Consider the following 19,729-nt stretch of genomic DNA (forward strand, 5'->3'; position numbering starts at 1 on the left):
GAGTATATAACACACTATGAAACAACTGTTCTATATCCTTATTGCCGCCGGTATACTGGCCACCGCCTGTAACAGCGGGGCCGCCAAAGAAGACCGGCAAACTGCCGCAGCAGCAGCGGTGACAGACAGCACCCAGGGTGCGCCGGAAATCACGTTTGAGCAAACCGTACATAACTTCGGGCAGATCACCCAGGGCGAAAAAGTGGAATATGCTTTCAAATTCACCAATACCGGCAACAGGGACCTGCTGATACAGGACGCGGTATCCAGTTGCGGCTGCACGGTGCCGGAATGGCCCAAAGAGCCGGTAAAACCCGGGGAAAGCGGCTACCTGAAAGTAGTGTTCGACAGTCATGGGAAAGAGGGGTTCACCGAGAAAGAGATCAGTATCAAAGCGAATACCAATCCCCCTTTCATACAGGGGCCCAAGATACAGTGCACGATCGTGAAAAATTAAACTTAAAACAACAATAATACGATTTACAACATGAACATGCTGAACATTTTATTGATGGCATCACCGCAGGGCGGCCAGGGTGGCGGCTCTCCCATGGTGTCTTTATTGTTCTTTGCGGGTATGATAGTAGTTATGTGGCTATTTATGATCCGTCCGCAAACCAAGAAAGCCAAATTGCAGAAACAATTCAGCGAAGGGCTGCGCGAAGGCGATAAAATAGTGACCATAGCAGGTATCCACGGTAAAGTAAAAAAGATCAACGCCGATAATACCCTGCAACTGGAAGTAAGCCCCGGCACTTTCTTTACCATTGAGCGCTCTGCTGTAAGCATGGAGTACACCACCGCGCACCAGAAAAATGAAGAGAAGAAGTAAGAAATAGTGGAAAGGAGAAGGGAAAAGGGAGAAAGTCCATTTTGAGGCTTAAAACTAAATTATAAATGTCCCGTTCCGGTCATCCGGAGCGGGATTTTTTTTGCGGCTTTTTCCTTTTCCCCTTCTCCCCTTTTCCCCTTCTCCCTTCTCCTATATTTCATTAATTTGGCGCTATGTTAAAAATAGGCATTACGGGCGGTATAGGCTCCGGCAAAAGCACGGTGTGCCGGATATTCGAGCTGCTGGGCATCCCGGTATACTATGCGGATGCGATGGCCAAAGAGATCATGAACCGGGACCCGGAGCTGAAAGCGCAGATAAAACAGCATTTCGGGGAGGACATCTATGACAGCCAGGGCCTGCTGGACCGGCAGCGCCTGGGCGGCATCGTGTTCAGGGACCAGGCCAGGCTGCAATTGCTTAATTCCCTGGTGCACCCGGCCACCATCCGCGACTCCGAGCAGTGGGCCGCGCGGCAGCAGGCGCCCTATGTGCTGAAAGAGGCCGCCCTCCTGTTTGAGTCCGAAGCTTTTCACTACCTGGACAAGGTCATTGGCGTGTCCGCCCCGCAGCCCCTGCGCCTGCTCCGCGTAATGCAGCGGGACCAGGCAAGCCGGGAGGAAGTGCTGGCCCGCATGCACAAACAGATGGACGAGACCATCAAGATGCGCCTATGCGATTACGTGATCTATAACGACGAACAGCAGATGGTAATACCGCAGGTGCTGGCGTTGCATGAAAAGTTGACACACTAAAACGACTCATGGCAGGAAAGAAAGACCCTTCAGGAAGAACCATTATTATGACGGAAGGCAGCGGCAAGCAGGCGGTAACGCCGGTGCTGCTGCTGGAACTGGATGCCGCCGCTGTGCCGGCGGTGAAGATCAGCGCGGGACTGATCAGGACCGTGCACGATGAACGTAAATGCCAGCGCATGCCGCTGCAGGACAAAAAATCCCTTTCCATTTTCAATACCCTGCCCCCCGGCGTACAGCACCTGCTGCTGCCCTGCACGCAGGAAGCCATGGTGCACAAGGAGCTGCAACTGAAGGAGAAATTCCTGGCCGCGCCGGTGAAGGAACAAACCCTGCAGCAATATATCCAGGAGGGCATGGCCCAGTACCTGTACCATACGCTGCAGCAACTGCGCCCCCTGGCCCCGCTCCTGCCCTGGTACTGCCAGGTAACGGAACAGTCCCTGGAAAAAAGGATACGCCCGGTAACGGTCAACAACTATGCGCCACTGCTTTCCTTTGAGCTGGTGCGCACGCCCGGCGGCATACTGCGGCTGCTGGCCATGGTAACGGTGAACGGGCAATCCTGGCCCCTCTCCGAGTTTGAGCAGTACGGTTTCCTGCTGCGCAGCCGGGGCGAGCTGTTCATCCTCTCCCCTGCAGACGCCCGCACGCTGGAGCAATTCCCCCAGGGCTACCGCGATGTGCCGCGGGCGCAGGAAGGCGCCTTTTTGCAGCATACCCTGCCGGCGCTGGCGGAGCGCTATCCGGTGAATAAAAACATCCTGCTCAGCAAAGAAGAGGTGGACGCGCCTCCCGAATGCAATATCTGGCTCAGCGAGCTGAATAAAAATTTCCTGATGCTGCGCATACAGTGGCAGTACGACCGGTTTACCGTGGAGGATGATACCCCGGACGCTACCGTATGGATCACCGAAGGCGATACCCAGTATGAGATCAAGCGGCGCCCGGAAGCGGAAAAGGAGATCAGCGCCTTTGTGAGGGGCCTGCACCCGCGCTTTGCCCAGCAGCGCAACGGGTATTTTTACCTGTCCTTTGCCGAAGCCGAAAAAAGCCAGTGGCTGGTGAAGTGCTACCGCAAGCTCACGGACCGCAACATAGGCGTATACGGCATGGACGAGCTGCAGCATTTCCGCTACAACACGCATATACCGGTAATGGACATACGCTGGCACAGCCAGGCAAAGGACCGGCTGGACCTGGATGTAAAAGTGCTGTACGGCGACCTGTCCGTGCCGCTTGCAGACATACAGAAAGCGCTGCTGCACCGGCAGCCCCACCTGTTGTTGAAAGACGGCACCATCGGCATCATACCGGAGGAGTGGCAGCAAAAATATGCGCTGCTCTGGAAGCTGGGACAAGTGCACAAGGACCAGCTACGCCTGTCCAACCTGCATTTTACGCTGGTACAGGAAATACTGGACTCACCGGCTGCCACCACACGGGAAAGCATCCGGGAAAAATGGGAGCGCCTGCAGCAGCAGCATTTTGCCGTGCCGGCGGAGATCAATGCCCGGCTGCGCGACTATCAGCAGGCCGGCTTCGCCTGGATGTGCCTCCTCGATGAAATGCAGTGGGGCGGCTGCCTGGCGGACGACATGGGCCTGGGCAAAACCCTGCAGACCATCACCTTTTTACAGCATGTATGCAATAAATATCCCGGCGAAACGCACCTGGTGGTATGTCCTACCTCGCTGATCTACAACTGGGAAAGCGAGCTGCAGAAGTTTGCGCCCGGCCTGCGCTACACTATTTACCACGGCCCCAGCCGCAGCTTTGACGAAGCACAGTGGCAGGAGCAGCAATTGATCATTACCAGCTACGGCACCGTGCGCAGCGACGCGGACATCTTTTCCCGCTTCGTGTTCGGCTACGTGGTGCTGGATGAAAGCCAGGTGATCAAGAATCCCGCTTCGCTCACCACCAGGGCTCTGCAGGTGCTGCAAAGCCGGAACCGGCTGATCCTCAGCGGTACGCCTATCCAGAACAACACCATGGACCTGTATGCGCAGATGCACTTTGCCAACCCGGGCCTGCTGGGCAACCAGCACTTCTTTAAAACGGAATTTGCATTACCCATTGACAAATATTCGGACGGCGGCAAAGCGGCGGACCTGCGCAGGCTCATCTATCCCTTCCTGCTGCGCCGTACCAAGGAACAGATCGCCAAAGACCTGCCGGACAAAACAGAGATCGTCATGTGGTGCGAGATGGGTAACGAACAGCGGCAGGTATACAACCAGGTAAAAGCGCTGTACAAGGAAAAATTGTTGAGCCGCATACAGGAGGAAGGCATGGCCGCCAGCGCCATCTACATCCTGGAAGGCCTTACCCGCCTGCGGCAGATCTGCAATGCCCCGCAACTGGTGCCGGAGCACGCCGGCGGCAGCACCAGCTCTGTAAAACTGGATGAGCTGATGCGGGAGATCAGTGAGAACACCGGGACGCACAAGGTGCTGGTATTCTCCCAGTTCACCAGCATGCTGCAGCTCATTGCGCAGGCCATGGACACGGAGGGCATTCCCTACCTGTACCTGGATGGCGGCACGAAAGCGGACACCCGCCAGCAACTGGTATCACAATTCCAGCAGGACGAAGAGCTGCGCGTGTTCCTGATCAGCCTCAAGGCCGGTGGCGTGGGCCTGACCCTCACCGCCGCCGATTATGTGTACCTGGTAGATCCCTGGTGGAACCCCGCAGCGGAGCAGCAGGCTATCGACCGCACGCACCGCATTGGCCAGCAGAACAAGGTATTTGCCTACAAGATGATCTGTAAGGACAGCGTGGAAGAGAAGATACTGGCGCTGCAGCAGCGCAAGCAAATGATCGCTGATGACCTGATCAGCGAGGAAACCGGGTTTATGAAGAAGCTGACGGAGGAGGATATAGCGTTCCTGTTTGATTAATGTGCCGGTGTGCTGATATGCGCATACGCACACCAGCACATCAGCACACCTTATTCCGAAACGAACTTGAAGAACCTGCTCTCCTTCCCCCCTGCCGTCTCGTCCTGGTACAGGAACTTCAGGTGTTTCTGGTCAAACTTCTCGAAAAATTCTTCCCAGGATATTTCTTCCAGGCTGTCTTCCCCGCTGTAGCCGGGGAAATTGATGCGCAGGATGCCTGCTTCCTCCTTGCTGCCGGTGCTTTTTACCGTTGCCGGCTTCCCGCCGCGCTCCTCCGCCCATTTGCGGATCACGTTATGATCTGTTGTGCTTAAAGATGCCATAATTACCTCCTTGTTTTTATGGTATATCTCCCTAAAAATGTGTGCCATACCATACGCCGGGCGGCCTGGCCAAAACTTTGGGACGGTAATTGCAGCAAAGCGGTGGCAGGGGGCAACAGGATGATGAAATTTGGCCACGCTTTAATTATATCTTTAATTTGCAGTATTTTATAGGATCAAAATATTTTATTTATGTCATTATCAACCAGGAAAACGGTATTATGCTACATCTTCATGCTGATAATGATAGGCAGCCGCTTGCAGGCTACCGGTGGCGAACGCCAGGCAGGAGCCGGTTTACAGGAAGACACCGGCAGCCACAGCAAAGCGACGGACTTCCACATCAGGCGCGGCACGAATGTAAGCCACTGGTTATCGCAGAGCATTCTACAGGGCAATGACCGCGTTAACTACTTCACGGAAAAAGATGTTATTTACCTCGCCAACCATGGTTTTGACCACATACGTTTACCCATAGACGAAGAAGAGCTGTGGAATATGCAGCAGGAAAAAGTACGCTCCTCCTTCCAGTTGCTGCACCAGGCCATGCAATGGTGCTACCTGCATCACCTGAAAGTGGTGATAGACCTGCATACCTTGCGCAGCCGGCACTATCATACCAAGGAAAAGCCTTTGTGGAACGACCCGGAAGCCCGGGAGCGCTTCCTGCAATGCTGGCGGGAGTTGAGCGGGGAATTGAAAAGATACCCGGTATCCATGCTGGCCTACGAATTGCTGAATGAGCCGCTGGCAGACAGCGCCGAACAGTGGAACGAGCTGCTGGCCGAGGGCATAGCGGTAATACGGGAACGGGAGCCCCGGCGCGTGATCGTGATCAGCAATAACGGGAAGCATGACCTGGGCAGCTTTGACGGGTTGCGGGTACCGGCAGGCGATCCCAACATCCTGCTCAGCTTTCATTACTACAACCCGCTGATTCTCACCTTTCACCTGGCCCGCGGCTTCCGGTTTGATGACTACAACGGCCCGGTGCATTACCCGGGACCTACCGTCACCCAAAAGGAAATGGACGCCGAGCCGGCCACCATCCGCAACCTGATCACAGGCAGCACAAAGCCCTACAACCGGGAGGTGATACAATCACAACTGCAGCCTGCCCTGCAGGCCGCCAAACGGCTGCAACTACCCCTGTATTGCGGGGAATGGGGCTGCCTGAACACCGTGCCCAAAAGAGACCGGCTGCGTTGGTACAAAGACGTGAGGCGCGTGCTGGAAGACAATAACATCGCCTGGAGCAACTGGGACTACAAAAGCAAGGGATTCGGGTTTATGGGGGAAGACGGAGAAGTGGACAAAAGCCTGTTAAGAGCACTGGTAAAGTAAAAGCAGGCGCCCAAAAGCTAAAAAGGACAAATCCGCTCCATATACAAGACCGAAAAATGAAAGGGGTTGTACTATTTCCTCCCATCATTTTTTTATCATTTTCATTTTCATTCATTTATTTCTCATTATGAACGAGATAGCAACACTTTTTTCCCTACATTTGACTTATTAGATTGTCATTTTCCTGTAGAGAGGCATTAGAATAATATCAACCAACAGTAACCATTATCGTAAATGTCCGGGGGGAGAGCAGCGTTATGATCCGCTGATTCCGGCTGCGCCGCCACGTTTGTCACTCCCAGGCGTTGACCATTATCTTTTAAACGTAGGAACAAAATAAATGCAGATGCCATCGTTCACAGATGATATCCTTTTATTACGACACCTGAAAACCGGCGACCCCAGGGCTTTTGAAACCTTCTTTCAAAAATACCGCATGGCAGCCATGGTAACCGCAATGGCCATCCTGAACAGCGAAGCCGCCGCCAAGGACCTGGTGCAGGAATTCTTTACGGATTTCTGGCAGAAACGGCTGTACCGGTATGTAAACCGTTCCCTGCATGGATTTGTAGTGCAGGCGGTGAAGAACAAATGCATCAACCAGCTCAGTAAGGAAGATACGCGCCGCCGGCGCATGCAGGCAATGACACTGTTCGATGAAGGGATCACCTGGCCCGATAACCGGCTGGAGCGGCAGGAACTGCGCAGCGAAGTATCCGGGCTCCTGCAGCGTGTATTATCGCCTGTCACTTTAAAGGTGGTGCAACTGGCCTATATGGACGGCAAAAGCCGCAAAGAAATCGCCGCTGAAATGGGCACCAGTCCTAATACAGTACGCAACCAACTGGTACAGGGACTGAAGATCTTACGGAAAAATATACGGCGGTCATAGTCCGCCTCCCCGCTGCAATCTGTCTTGTATAGAAAAAAAACGGTATGGCCTCCCGGATGGACCCTGACTATATTTTCTGGATGATGATCCAACGGCTTACCGGCACCCTGGACCGGGAGGATGCGCAATACCTTAACCGGCTGCTGGAGCGGGACCCTTCCGTAAGGGATACCTGGCATCGACTGCTGGACCGCTTTTCCGCCGAGGATATTGCCGGCCATATGATGCGGTTTAACCAGGAAGCGTACTGGCAGGACATGCAACTGCCCGAGCACCTGCCTGCACGCAGCAGGCGTTCCTTCCTGCCCGTGAGCAGGGTATGGGCATGGGCAGCCATATTGATCGTGCTTGCGGGAGCCGGTGGATATCTCTTTTTTAATACCCGCAGTAGCCGCCAGGCTGCCGGAGCATCCCGGCCCACAACCACCATCCCGGCAGGCGCGGTACAACTGGAGCTGGCCGGTGGCCCGGTGATAGACCTGTCCGTACCCGGCGAGGCCATACAGGCCGGTGGAGTAATACTACATGCCACCTCCGGAAGCCTGGCTTATACAGCCACAGATCCGGCCCTGCCTGCAGCCAGCGGGAACAATATCCTGCGGGTACCGGCCGGCTGCGATTACCAACTGGTATTATCCGACGGCACCCAGGTATGGCTGAATGCCGCCACCGAGATACGTTTCCCGTTTACCTTCACCGGTCCCACCCGGGAGATCACCCTGAACGGGGAAGCTTATTTAAAGGTGGCGCAGGACGCCGGCCGGCCGTTCATCGTGCATACGCCCCGCAGCGCCGTACAGGTACTGGGCACCGAGTTCAATGTAAACACCTACGATACCGGCCAGGTAAAAGTGGCGCTGGTAGCGGGCGCTGTTAAACTGCAGGCAGCAGCAGCAGCAGTGATCATCACGCCGGGCCAGGAGGCCGTATACACGACCCGGAGAAAAGGGATCACCATACAGGGATTTGACGAGGAGGAAGCGCTGAGCTGGCGGCAGGGCATTTACTGCTTTAACGACGCCACCATTGCGGAAATGTGCCGGGTATTGCCCAGGTGGTACGGCATCCCGGTAGTGCTGGACGATGCCGCGCTTGCACAGCGGCGTTTCCAGGGCGTCCTGGAACGGCGCAAGCCCGTTACCGTATTCCTGGACCTGTTGAAAGAGCTGCACATACTGGATCATTATTTTGATGAGGAAGGGACCCTGCACCTGGTGCAACCGGGCCCCGCACCATCCTCTTAAAAAATATACACCATGACGATCATTGCCTGGTGTTTCACCAGCCTGAAGAGCGGTTATTTGTCCCCGGTCTATACTTATGGTACCATGCACTCAAAAAGATTGCACCTATACGTTACCACTAAGCACCAGCCCCAGGAGCAATAGCTGTCCGCGTTCATCCATAGCACAACGGGGGCCTTCATCATTACATCCTAAAACATGCACATGATGTCTTATTTCAATCCCGATGAATTTATAGAGCTGCTGGTTAAATATCATGACGGCCAGGCAAGCCGGAAGGAGGTGTTGTTTGTGGAACGGCAGCTTAAGGAGAGCGACCTGGCCCGCAACTTATGGGAAGATGTACAGGCGACCTTTGCAGAAGAGGACGCGGAAGCTGCAGCCGCCCGGCAGCAGCAGCGCAGGCGTTACCGTCCTTACTGGCTGGCCGCCGCCGCCATCGTACTGCTGCTGATAGCCGGCGACAGTATATTTGTACACTTCCGGCAGCAACAGCGGACGCCGGTAACAGTTGATGCCCCCAAAACCGCTGTCCTGCAGTTGGCTGATGGGCAAATGATCCCGCTGGAACGGCAGGCCGGCCGGCTGGCAGACGCCGCCCGCAGCGTGTACGCCATTCCTGGCATACCGGCGGGCTATACATCCGGGCCGCATGCGCAGGAGCTCAATACCCTGTCCGTTCCCAAAGGATATACCTATGCCCTGCTGCTCCCTGACAGCACTGCGGTATACATCAATGCCGCCACGGACATCCGGTTTCCATTCCGGTACAATGCGCAGCGGCGGGAAGTGCATATAGCTGGTGAAGCTTATTTTGAGATAGCCCCCGACGCCACACGCCCGTTCATTGTACATACGCAGCAGGCGGACATCATTGCCCTGGGCACTTCCTTTAACGTGAACACCTATGATAACGGGCTGCGGGCTTCCCTGCTGACCGGCGCCGTAGTGATCATGGAGAAAAACAAAATGGTGCAGCTATCGCCCGGGCAGGTAGCCATCAAGGACCCCTCCACCGGATCGCTGGTGGTAGACACTTTCAGGAACGATACGCTGCCCACCTGGATGGATGGACGATATTACTTCAATAACAAGACCCTGCAGGAAGTATGCCGCACCGCGGAAAGGCTGTATGATATAACCATCATATTTGACAAAGCGGAGATCGCGCAATACCGCTATACCGGCGCAATCCATCAAAAGCGACCGGTAGCCGTGTTTGTGAAGAACATTGGCGGGCCGAATAAGATAGATTATTACTTTGACAAGCAGGGAAAGTTGCATTTAAGATAGCGTCTCTCATCCACCTACTGCCCCTGCATATTAAGAAATTGTTAACCCCTTTTCTCTCCCATTGCATTATGGAAGGGGACAACTAAATTGTACAATCGTTTGAAATTAGCTGTCCTCAAATAGCCATGCAAACCATATGAAAAGAGATGCGCCCCTGTCTTTTTATCCTTTCGTTCATGAGCGTCCTGTCGTACGGACATGGATAAACTCCGGCATCTGTTTATCATTGCGCATTACCACCGGTAACAGCATCGCGTCACTCCTAAATAAAACTGCCGCCTGATGGAATTCCGCGCCAACAATCCCGGTGAGATGGATGACAAGCTGGTATTTACCCGCCTGGAAGTGGAGAAACTGCACCATGTAAAGCATTACATTGACAACAACCTGGAGGCCAGGCTAACCATTCCCCTGTTGTCCAAACAATTTCATATCGGCACTACCCACCTGAAGCAGGGATTCCGTAAATACTTCGGAAGCACGGTATACCAGTACATCCTGCGGCAGCGGATGGAAACCGCCAAACAACTGCTGGCTAAAGGACAACGGGTACGGCAGGTAGCGGCGGACACGGGTTATTCACTAACGGGATTCTCCAAAGTGTTTAAGAACTATACAGGGATATCCCCGATAGCATACCGGAACAGCACACGCTGAGCGCATTATATCGCCTTCAAAAATTTTTGTCCGATAGAATAAATAATTGTTAAATCTTTCAGGTAATTTCATTTCCAGACACAACGATATGCGAGCCCTGCGTGCCCCTCACATGCAGGAATTTTTTTGGACCCTCAAAATTGTTTGATCTATGCCAGGAAAAATATTTCCGCATTAATGGAGCCCGAAACACCCGTATCACAACATAGCAAAATTTAACCCTTACCTGCAGCAGCGCTGCGGGGAAGCCATACTATTAATTGACTGAAAACCTGTCTGCGGCAGCAAGCGATGTATCTATTGTTTGCAGTACAACTGCATGCTTGCCCGCTAACCAATACTATGACCATGAACATTCTAAAAGTAGCGGATGGTATTACAGGATTATTCCCCCGGAAAATTGCGGTGAACATTGTGCATGCCGTCAGCGGCGAAACAGTAGCCACTTACAAGGCAGACCTGGAAAGTCTCCCGGAATCCTTTAACCGGCCTACTGTGATGGAGATCAACGGGCAGGCCTGGCGTGTTACCAAAGCAGATCCTGTACATATGGACCATGTGCGGCGACGCAAAGGACTGATGCTGCATGTGCAGAAGGCGGCGCAATTCCAAACATTTAAGTCCCTGGTACCGACGCGGGCAGCCTTGCTACCCGTAGCGGTGGTGCCATCCATAGCGCATGATAGTACACTGACTATTACACCGGATGAATGGCGGCAGCTCGAATTCCTGCCGGCGGACCTGCAGCCTGTTGTAGAAGAAGAAATACTGCTGATTGAAGCGGTGATGCAACGAGTGCCAGATGATAATGCCTTGTTGGGTTACGATACCGTGCATATCCGGGAAAGGATCGGCACTACTCCCCTGCGCATTCCGTTTGATAACTTTTACCAGTCGGTGAAGGGGAAAGAAAAGGGGGTGGTGCGCCTGGATGATCATGCGGTTATTGAGCATGGATTCTTTATCCGGTCGGAGCATTATGTGTATTACGGTGTGATGGAGGGTGAGGATATTGTGCAGTTGTGTTTGCGGACGTTTGATAGTGCGGATGATGAGTTTAGCAGTGTGGTGGAGGGTTGGGATCTGGTATTGGTGGATTGGTGTGGAGGGAGGGTGGTGTAGGGACCAATTTCATTCACGATAAAGCATTTTCCATGTATTACGAGGAAACTATAAGACGAATAGAGAAGATTGATCGCCTTATCCGGATAAAAGGAACCGGCAATGCAGCTACACTGGCAGAAAGGCTTGGTGTTTCAAGGGCAAGCGTTTACGAGTACCTGGACCTCATGAAACAGCGTGGAGCGCCTATTAAATATTGCCAAAGCAGGAAAACCTTTTACTATGATGAGGAAGGACGCTTTGAGACCAGCTTTGTGCCTAACAAAGGAGTAGGGCACCCGTTAAATGACGTAGCCTCTCTAGTTCCATTTGTACTCATGATACCAGCCTTGCTATAGATCAGTTATATGTATACACCAGGTGAAAAAATAAAGTGCATTATGAATCCTCAAACAGTCAGTGCTACCACCCATAATACAGAAGCGACCGAAACCAAAGGAAAGGTAGAGAAGAAGAGCGGTAAACGTATCGGGTACAACTATATTATTTTGAAAAGCCTGAAAAAAAGCCAGAAAAATGATGTAGTTAAGTGTATTTATATAAAAGGATTAACAAATTTCGGTATCTGTGTGATCAAGGAAGGTTCCTTCGGGGACTCTATGGATAAATATGGCCGGGACATCAGAGACAGGCTTATCTGGCAAAAACAGCTACACGAAACCTTACACCGGAAAATTCCCATCCCCGGTTCATTGGGCAGTTTTGAAGAAAATGGAAATTATTACCTTATACTTGAGCGAGTAAAGGGAAAGTCTCTCCATGCAATCTGCAAAGAAAAAAACAAGGAACTCAGGAAAGCGGTAACCACAGGGACCCATCTGGGATTAAATCTTCTGGACTATTTATTGCAGATTGTCTCCATATTGGATAAATTACATTATTACAAAATAATACACCGTGATGTTACAGTAGCAAATTTTATGGTAACACCTACAGGTAAAGTAACCGTCATCGATATGGAGCTTAGCTATTCCCTTCAGCAACAGTTCCCCTCCCCCCCTTTCACTTTAGGCACATTTGGCTTCATGTCGCCGGAGCAAGAAGCTACACAACCTCCAACTGTGCAGGAAGACATCTTTTCGGTCGGAGCCATTATATTGTTGATATGGAGCGGTATATGGCCTAACAAATTAACCAACGGCACTACAATTGAGGAATTAACCAGAAGAGTGTTTTTCCTTGTTCCCGATGAACGCATAGCCAAACTGGTGCTAAAATGCATCCATCCGGTAGCTGACCAGCGCCCTGATCTGAAAACAATATTTAATACTATAAGCGAATACCGGGAAGATCTACAAAAAAAAAGAAAACGTTCCCAATCAAGGGCGGATACATTTCACCGGGAAGAAATCCTGGACACCATCCAACGTACAATAGGAACAATTCATAGCCCTTTAATGGCCGACGAGGAAGGCTGGTTCTCAGACGACATGAACTATATCGAAAACCGAAGTACCAACAAAATCTATAAAGTTCACAATGCCGGCTTCAGTTATGGGGCGAGCGGCATTATATACGCCTTAAGCAAGGCCCGGTCGCTGGGTTTTGATGTACCACCTACGTCTCCGGAAATTAAAAAAGGTCTACACATCATAGAGGAAAGGTATATCGAAAAGGCAAACTCATATCCCGGACTTTTTCAAGGCGGAGCTGGGATTGCGTCAAGCCTGGCAACAGCAATACAATGCGGATTGATTGCGCCTGACCGACAATACACTGACTGGATAGAAATGCTGCTAAAGAGAGAGAATAAACAATTAAACCTGGCATATGGCGCGGCCGGACAGGGAATGGCACATTTGCTATGCCGGCCTTATATTTCCCAATATAATCTGGAGGAGCATTTGATCAGCTATGCCGATCAAATGCTGGAGCACCAGGAAAAGGACGGCTCATGGATACGCTCAACAAATGACAAAAAGAAGAAGATAACCAAGGGATTTGCCCATGGTGTTGCAGGCATCGTATACTATTTACTTGAAGTTTCAAAACGCTATCAATATAATGAAGCGTTTTCCGGGGCACAAAAAGGGTTAAAATGGTTATTAAAAAAATCGATCAACAAAAGTGGGGCACTCATATGGCTAAACTCCGAAAACAAATCCCCCCTGCCGCCCTGGTGGAGTGATGGTGGTCCAGGCATTGCGCTTTCATTCATTACAGCCTATGCAATTTCCGGGAATCATCTGTATAAAGAATGCGCTACAAAAGCCCTGCAAATACATGACAAATATATACTTCATTCTAACCTAAGCCAGTATCAGGGATTAAGTGGACTGGGAGAAATATACCTGACAGCCTTCCACCTTCTAAATGACCAGGAATGGCTGGACCGGGCTGCATGGATTGCCCAGGTGATCATGCACTTAAAGAAAGAAAATACCAGGTGTGGTCCATATTGGCTGGTGGGAAACGAGCCTCAGCCGGTAGCCAACTTTATGGGAGGTAACTGTGGAATCCTCCATTTCTTAATGCGTTACTGCTATCCGGACAAGCTTAGTTTACCTTTAATAACTGGTTGAATCACCAAATATCAGGGCATGCTATCTGATTCTCGTACGGTCCCCTCTGGCATCAATTTTATAGAAACGGCCTTCTTTTATAAGCAGCGCCTCCGGCTTTCCATACAACGGATCTACCCCCATATTTACCAATTTCCCCTTAAAGGCATCCGTGTTTAGATCCAAAGAAGGATTCCCGGTTATTATTGCATTAACATCAAAATGGTCCGCCACTGGGTAAGTCTTAATCTCCCGTTTCTGAGCAACAAATAAATCCTCCGGGCGGGCATAATACGAACGGGCCATGTTATTGATTTCCGTTATCGATAAATGGGGCTCATAAACTTCTTTAAACATAGTGCTATGCAAAAAACACATATCCCCTATTTTCTCTATAATATTCTTATGCCGCAACCATCTCCACAACTCGTTATTTCCGTCGTATAGTGCAGTAGATGGATGCTTAGACGACTTCCTTTTCACAGCATACCTCGGATGAGCATATCGCCATTCTCCGTTCAGGTTTGCGATCTCGCGGTTACTCAAAATAAAATGAACATATCCACCCGACCTGGCCGCCTTCTCTTCCAACGAATATATTAGCCAGAGGCATGCTATGCCAAGCTCGCTCTCTTCAAAAAAATTCCCCAAAAGGACAAGGTGCCCGTTACCGTAGGTCCATCTATAGCTTTTGTCTATGACACCATTCATCAACAAAAGCCTTCTAAAATACCGGAACTTACCACTAATATTAGCTAACACCAATATTCTTCCAGGGGTTTCATGTTCCGATGGTTCATTATGACAGTTTCTCTTCAGTCGTAAAGAAAAGTATACTCCAGCCCGCTTCGCACCCGGCTCGATCAGTGATATTCTTGTCTTGGGTCCCATATGACCAAATTCATTTGTTATTGAATCACAAATCTGACAAATACTATTCAGCTATGCCAGAGAAAAAACCATGTAAATTTTCCTTTACTGTTGCAGGAATAACCTCGATCTTTTTATAGACCCTTTTATTGGCGGTATAATATATCATAGGTTTATCATAAAACAAATCATACTTAAATCCCCGGTTACTACTATCCAGGAACAGCCTGCCTTCAACAACGGGCAATTCCGCTCCCTGCTCCCTGAAATAACTGTTTATAGTTTTATATCCTCCTCTTGCAGAAATAACAATAAACCGGTTATGAGGCAAGGCATCCCTATGCTTAACAATACTGTCGATGGCCTTCTTCCGGCAAGCCGGGCAACTGGCCTGTACCGGTAATATCAGGAATGCCAACGAATCTGCCTGCACAGCTTCCGGAACAGCATTCCGGGTAACGGTCAGAATGTCACCAAAAACTTTCGCCTGCTCTTCAGGCTGGGTGATCATTATACTATTACCACTTTTCGCCGCCTGCCTTCCGCAGGCCGTCACTAACAGGATGAGCAACAAAAAAACAAATACCTTTCCTGCCGAAACATTCCTTCTACTTTTAACGGATAATTCCATAGTAATTCTTTTTAGTATACATTAAAGCATCCAGACAAACTATCATTCGAATCATTTATTACCCGAAAACCCCAATTGGCCGGTCGCCAGATCGTTGTAAACCAATCTCACAAAGTGGAGCCCATATTCATCACGCGGATTCACCCTTGCATAAATACCACCATTTGCAGTAAAGAAAATGGACTTCAATATCACCTCCTTATTAATAGAAGACTCGCCAATAATCCTGCAATGCTCATCAAAAATAATCAGCCGTTGCTCCCGCTCCCAATTCTTAGCCTGGTAATCTGCCATACTAATTCCGGACTTTGCCACCCTCAGATAGCGCTTTCTATATGGATCAAAGTAAATAGGCCCATATGAATCCCTGGTCAAATAGCTTCTATAATTACCTTCGTTATCCTCCAATGTATCCTTACTCACCGGGAGGATTATATCGGCTTGCCGGCGACTTTTGGCATAATAGGCAACGTGGTAATCTGTCAGATCGGTTTCGTAGATATTTGAATCAGCCGGGAAGCTAAAAACAAAATTATTCCGGTTATTATAACAGTAGCTGTAATCCAGGAAATGGTATCCATAGATATTTTCCTGATACATTACAGGTAATGGATAGCACAAGCTAGCCTTATCATTCTCCATATCAAACCGATACAGTAGTTTCCATTGTCTCAATGCCTCCAGCGATGTTTCCTTTACGTAAGGGCGGGTACTGGCGTACAGTAATCCTTCTTTTACAACCGGGGGATTGGTGTTCTCAAATTTGGCCCAGGCGTTAGGTGGATCTTCAAGGAAAGCGGCACTTCCCTTAAGCCTGCCGGAGCTGTCAAACAGAAAGCATCTGTTCCTGGTATTTATAAAAACACTGTCAAAGTTCCTGATATAAACCGTTGTCTTAAATAACTTCTCCCCGGGAAAAAAGCTCTTAAGTATGATCTTCTTTAGCAGTTTTCCGGATTGAAAGTGGTATATATTAATAGATTCGGAGCGCCGGTCATAAAAAGAAATATACTCCTCTTTGCCTTGTGAGAAAATGTTAAAAGATTTAATAACATTATATGTATTCTCATTTAAACTAAACGTTACTGTATCTGTTGTCTCCTTCAATTCTACCAGATCATAATTGGGCTCAGTATATCTATACACGTTATCCACTGTATGGGCAGTTTCATTACAACTGAGGATAATAATTATATGCACCACAGCCAGCATGCACACCCCATTTTCACGTTCAAATAAATAACGTATCACAAACATTAACAGCTTCATCCAATAAACATTTATAGCCAGGTGGCCTGTCCTGATTTTAAGCAATGGCTTTCTACAAAGAGTCATAGAAAGCCATTGCTTATTCATTAAATTGATAAAGGAGGCGGTGTTTTACTCTACAGTAGTACCCATACTGGTGGGAACAAGCCCACCCGTAGTACCTGAGTCAGCAGTAAAAATGCAAGACTCCCCGGCGGCAGGAACGCAGGTGACAGAAGCACCGTCTGAAGAAGGTACTATAGAGTTCATGCCAAATTTATCGGCATCCTTTGCTTTGTCCTTTGAAGGAATGACGGCGGCAGTTACAGCAGAAGTCACTGTTAATACCAATCCCAGAATGGACAGGTTTTTAAATGATAACGGTTTCATAATAGAACATTTAGATGGTTAATAAACAAAAAAGGTAATCAATGGCCACTAGAATTACCTTTCTAAATTAGCATTAACCTGTCCAGCATGACTGGACAGGTTAATAATTCTATTACAAAGCCCTGGGTTAATTACGTATAATGAGGTCTATTCCTGCAAACCGGCCTGTGTAAAAAGCTCCTCTTTGTGGAACAACAGCCTTTTATCTCCTTGTGCATTTACTCTAAAATATCCGGCGTTCTCAATAAGCAGGGCCTCCGACTTACCCTCCGCGTGGTCTGTATCAATATTGATCACTTTCCCATTATAATGCATACTGATCGTATCCGCAACAATTGTATGTCCGGTAACAATGCGATTTACATCAAACTTATCCAATGTCCGCTCCACCTGCTTCAGTTCAGCTTTATAAATCGTATCTCCATTGGTCAATATCTTTTTCCAGCGGTCCTGGTAATACAACCTGTACCAAAACGGGGAAGTCCTGGGATCAAAGATAATGGCTATATCTTTCTCCAACATATTCCCCTTTAGGCTGTCTTTGTTATAGTCATAATAAAAACGCGCACGCTGATTTATTTGGTCAATAGAAAGCGGCAACCTGTTTACAGCGTCACTGATCCCTGCGTGAACAAACAGTACATCCCCAATCTTTTCCACAATATTCTTGGTGCGCAACCATTTCCCCAATTCTGTGTTCTTTCCATAAAGGTCCGGATAAGACAAGCCGAGTCGCTTTGCATTTTTTTGATACTTTTCTTCCACATACCGGAAGTCCCCGCTGAGGTTCATAATTTCATGGTTTCCCAATATAAAATGCACATGCCCACCCGCGGCCTCCGCTTTCTCCTCCAAAGAATAAATCAACCATAATACTTCAGTAACCTGTTGTCCTCTGTCAAAAAAATCTCCTACGCAAACCAAATGCCCATCGCCAAATGACCAGTTATAGTCTTCATCAATTACCCCGTTGTGCTGTAGTAACTTTCTGAATGCACTAAAATCGCCTTCGATATCTGATACCACGAAGAGTTTATCGGCCCGTGGGTAACTCGCCCGTTGGACCTCATGCGCCATTTTGATTGGAACATTGAATGCCCTACCCACCTGGTCACCGTTAACGCTCAATATCCGCCGGGAAGAAGGTTCCAATACTTCTGAAACAATACCAGACGGGGAGATTGAATAGGATGTGACAGTATCTGACCTGTGGAATACATAAGGACCATCATGCGCCAATAGTAATTGCCGGCGAATCAACTGCACCAACCGTTGCCCCCCGTCATCACGGGGATCAGGCAATGGATTTGCAGCAATATTTCCCCAAGAGTCCAATAAATACAGTTTGGGAAATGAAGTAACGTTAAATGCCTTCAACATAGGATGCTCGGTGCCAAGGCCGGCGGTATACAGGTTAATCCCCTTTCCGGTGGTATACTTCCCTTCCGCCAGGCTCTTCGTCCACCGATCCACCCGCTTATCCGCAGAAACGCTGATAAATACAACATTGCTATCACCTTCAAAAGTCTCCTCCACCTTTTTCATCGCCCGCGTCATCTGCACGCAACCTTTACAACCTGTAAACCAAAAATCCATAATGGCTATCTTCCCGGCAACTCTATCTTTTGTAAAGAGATGGCCCTTCATATCCACAAGGGAAAAATCGGGTGCTGGCATTCCGTCCCTTAAGGACCTTGCTTTCCTCTCATATTGCCTGACCCACTTTTTAAATGCAGGATATCCGGGCTGCAGGTAATAATCAGCAAGCAATGTTTCGGTCTCGGGTACAAACCCTATTTCCTTTATGGTTTCGTAAGTCAATAAAAATGCGAGCAATTTCTCCCGTACTACTCCTTTATATTTTTCCTTTGCCTCGGAATAATACAGCAATCTACGCTTAGCATCTGTGTTCAGACTGTCGTGGTCAATATTAAACAAGAATCTCCTGAACACTTCCGCTCTATTAAAGGTGTACAGATATGCCGCACGATCCAGGTTAGTTGACAGCGAGCGTGCCCACTTCGCGGGGGCGCTATAAAAGGTAGAATCATATATCTCTGCCAGATCGGGTCCGGTTATGCCGGAGCCTTTAAGCGTCTCCCTATTGGTCCAAAACAGGTCCAGCCGGTCACTCTCTATAGTTATAATAGTATTAGCCTTTATGCGTTCATAGGCAAATGCCGAAATGCGGTTCCTGTAGCTTTCGATAAGCGGCAGCACTACATCCAACTGTCTACTGAAGTAGGTATTCCATTTGAAATAATCTTCCAGGGAGTTCACCGAAAACAAAAATGACTTCGATGGTCGAACGATGCGATTCTTAAGCATTTCTATTCCCAGGAGCAGATCAAACTTTGCTGCACCTCTTCCCGAAAAAACTGTATTCCCATCTTTACGAGATACTTTAATGTGATCCCCGGGTTCTGCCAAAAACGTAATACCTTTCTTACCTAAAAAAGGAGAAGAGAATAATAACACGGGATCATCTGAATGGAGCGTCCACTTTACGTTGTCCTTCAATACGCTTTCCTTTACTGTTTTCCATTCAGGTGTTCCAACATAATTCACTTCAACAAACCTCAGGTCTGTTTCGTTACCGGTAAATGCTACAGGCATTTTTCCTTCGATAACAATAGTGCCCGATTGACGGCTATATGCCCATTCCGCCGTAAAACCATATCCTCCAAATATTGCGAATAAAATAACTAATCTACACTTCAT

The 19,729-nt window shown here is 49.2% G+C and carries 18 protein-coding genes; 12 read left to right on the forward strand and 6 right to left on the reverse strand.

All coding sequences use genetic code 11. From position 1 onward, the window contains the following. The first annotated feature begins 16 nt into the window (after positions 1-16). The 4 genes from LX66_RS23320 to LX66_RS23335 all read left to right on the forward strand — a co-directional run bounded on the left by LX66_RS23320 (position 17) and on the right by LX66_RS23335 (position 4,493). Positions 17-457, forward strand: coding sequence for a DUF1573 domain-containing protein (locus LX66_RS23320; protein WP_145717921.1), 441 nt, complete (start codon positions 17-19; stop codon positions 455-457). 30 nt (positions 458-487) lie between these two features. After that, entirely contained in the window at positions 488-832 is a 345-nt protein-coding gene (yajC, locus tag LX66_RS23325) for a preprotein translocase subunit YajC (protein WP_244620490.1), read from the forward strand. A 173-nt stretch (positions 833-1,005) separates the two neighbouring features. After that, positions 1,006-1,587, forward strand: a complete 582-nt coding sequence (gene coaE / locus LX66_RS23330; RefSeq protein WP_145717925.1) for a dephospho-CoA kinase — start codon at positions 1,006-1,008, stop codon at positions 1,585-1,587. 8 nt (positions 1,588-1,595) lie between these two features. Beyond that, positions 1,596-4,493, forward strand: coding sequence for a DEAD/DEAH box helicase (locus LX66_RS23335; protein WP_145717927.1), 2,898 nt, complete (start codon positions 1,596-1,598; stop codon positions 4,491-4,493). A 50-nt stretch (positions 4,494-4,543) separates the two neighbouring features. Here the strand turns inward: LX66_RS23335 and LX66_RS23340 are convergent, their stop codons facing one another. Further along, positions 4,544-4,816 (reverse strand): hypothetical protein, encoded by a 273-nt coding sequence (locus LX66_RS23340; protein WP_145717929.1) that lies wholly within the window; start codon positions 4,814-4,816, stop codon positions 4,544-4,546. A 192-nt stretch (positions 4,817-5,008) separates the two neighbouring features. Here LX66_RS23340 and LX66_RS23345 point away from each other — a divergent pair, with 192 nt between their 5' ends. From LX66_RS23345 to LX66_RS23380, 8 genes are all read left to right on the forward strand, one after another. Then, the gene (locus LX66_RS23345) at positions 5,009-6,160 is read left to right on the forward strand and encodes a glycoside hydrolase family 5 protein (RefSeq protein WP_145717931.1); all 1,152 of its coding nucleotides are present in this window, start codon (positions 5,009-5,011) and stop codon (positions 6,158-6,160) included. Between the two features lie 346 nt (positions 6,161-6,506). Further along, complete coding sequence (locus tag LX66_RS23350; RefSeq protein WP_158642728.1) at positions 6,507-7,052, forward strand: RNA polymerase sigma factor; 546 nt, start codon at positions 6,507-6,509, stop codon at positions 7,050-7,052. 44 nt (positions 7,053-7,096) lie between these two features. Beyond that, positions 7,097-8,296 carry a FecR family protein gene (locus tag LX66_RS23355; RefSeq protein WP_145717934.1) on the forward strand — a complete coding sequence of 400 codons (1,200 nt, stop codon included), beginning with the start codon at positions 7,097-7,099 and terminating at the stop codon, positions 8,294-8,296. Positions 8,297-8,500: 204 nt separating this feature from the next. After that, complete coding sequence (locus tag LX66_RS23360; RefSeq protein WP_158642729.1) at positions 8,501-9,589, forward strand: FecR family protein; 1,089 nt, start codon at positions 8,501-8,503, stop codon at positions 9,587-9,589. Between the two features lie 282 nt (positions 9,590-9,871). Further along, complete coding sequence (locus LX66_RS23365; protein WP_145717938.1) at positions 9,872-10,246, forward strand: helix-turn-helix domain-containing protein; 375 nt, start codon at positions 9,872-9,874, stop codon at positions 10,244-10,246. 348 nt (positions 10,247-10,594) lie between these two features. Further along, entirely contained in the window at positions 10,595-11,368 is a 774-nt protein-coding gene (locus tag LX66_RS23370; protein ID WP_145717940.1) for a hypothetical protein, read from the forward strand. 32 nt (positions 11,369-11,400) lie between these two features. After that, the gene (locus LX66_RS23375; protein WP_145717941.1) at positions 11,401-11,706 is read left to right on the forward strand and encodes an HTH domain-containing protein; all 306 of its coding nucleotides are present in this window, start codon (positions 11,401-11,403) and stop codon (positions 11,704-11,706) included. A gap of 42 nt (positions 11,707-11,748) precedes the next feature. Next, a complete protein-coding gene (locus LX66_RS23380; protein ID WP_158642730.1) occupies positions 11,749-13,890 on the forward strand; it encodes a protein kinase/lanthionine synthetase C family protein in 2,142 nt (713 codons plus the stop codon). Between the two features lie 21 nt (positions 13,891-13,911). On the opposite strand, the gene LX66_RS23385 is transcribed toward LX66_RS23380, so the two are convergent. The 5 genes from LX66_RS23385 to LX66_RS23405 all read right to left on the reverse strand — a co-directional run bounded on the left by LX66_RS23385 (position 13,912) and on the right by LX66_RS23405 (position 19,729). Then, a complete protein-coding gene (locus tag LX66_RS23385; RefSeq protein ID WP_145717945.1) occupies positions 13,912-14,760 on the reverse strand; it encodes a metallophosphoesterase family protein in 849 nt (282 codons plus the stop codon). A gap of 43 nt (positions 14,761-14,803) precedes the next feature. Continuing rightward, the gene (locus tag LX66_RS23390) at positions 14,804-15,370 is read right to left on the reverse strand and encodes a hypothetical protein (protein ID WP_145717947.1); all 567 of its coding nucleotides are present in this window, start codon (positions 15,368-15,370) and stop codon (positions 14,804-14,806) included. Between the two features lie 51 nt (positions 15,371-15,421). Next, entirely contained in the window at positions 15,422-16,639 is a 1,218-nt protein-coding gene (locus tag LX66_RS23395; RefSeq protein WP_158642731.1) for a DUF4221 family protein, read from the reverse strand. A gap of 111 nt (positions 16,640-16,750) precedes the next feature. Beyond that, the gene (locus LX66_RS23400) at positions 16,751-17,008 is read right to left on the reverse strand and encodes a hypothetical protein (protein WP_145717950.1); all 258 of its coding nucleotides are present in this window, start codon (positions 17,006-17,008) and stop codon (positions 16,751-16,753) included. 147 nt (positions 17,009-17,155) lie between these two features. Continuing rightward, on the reverse strand, positions 17,156-19,729 hold the full coding sequence (locus LX66_RS23405; protein WP_145717952.1) for a metallophosphoesterase: 2,574 nt from the start codon (positions 19,727-19,729) through the stop codon (positions 17,156-17,158).

Origin of the sequence: Chitinophaga japonensis (assembly GCF_007830125.1) — a bacterium.
GTDB classification, from domain to species: domain Bacteria; phylum Bacteroidota; class Bacteroidia; order Chitinophagales; family Chitinophagaceae; genus Chitinophaga; species Chitinophaga japonensis.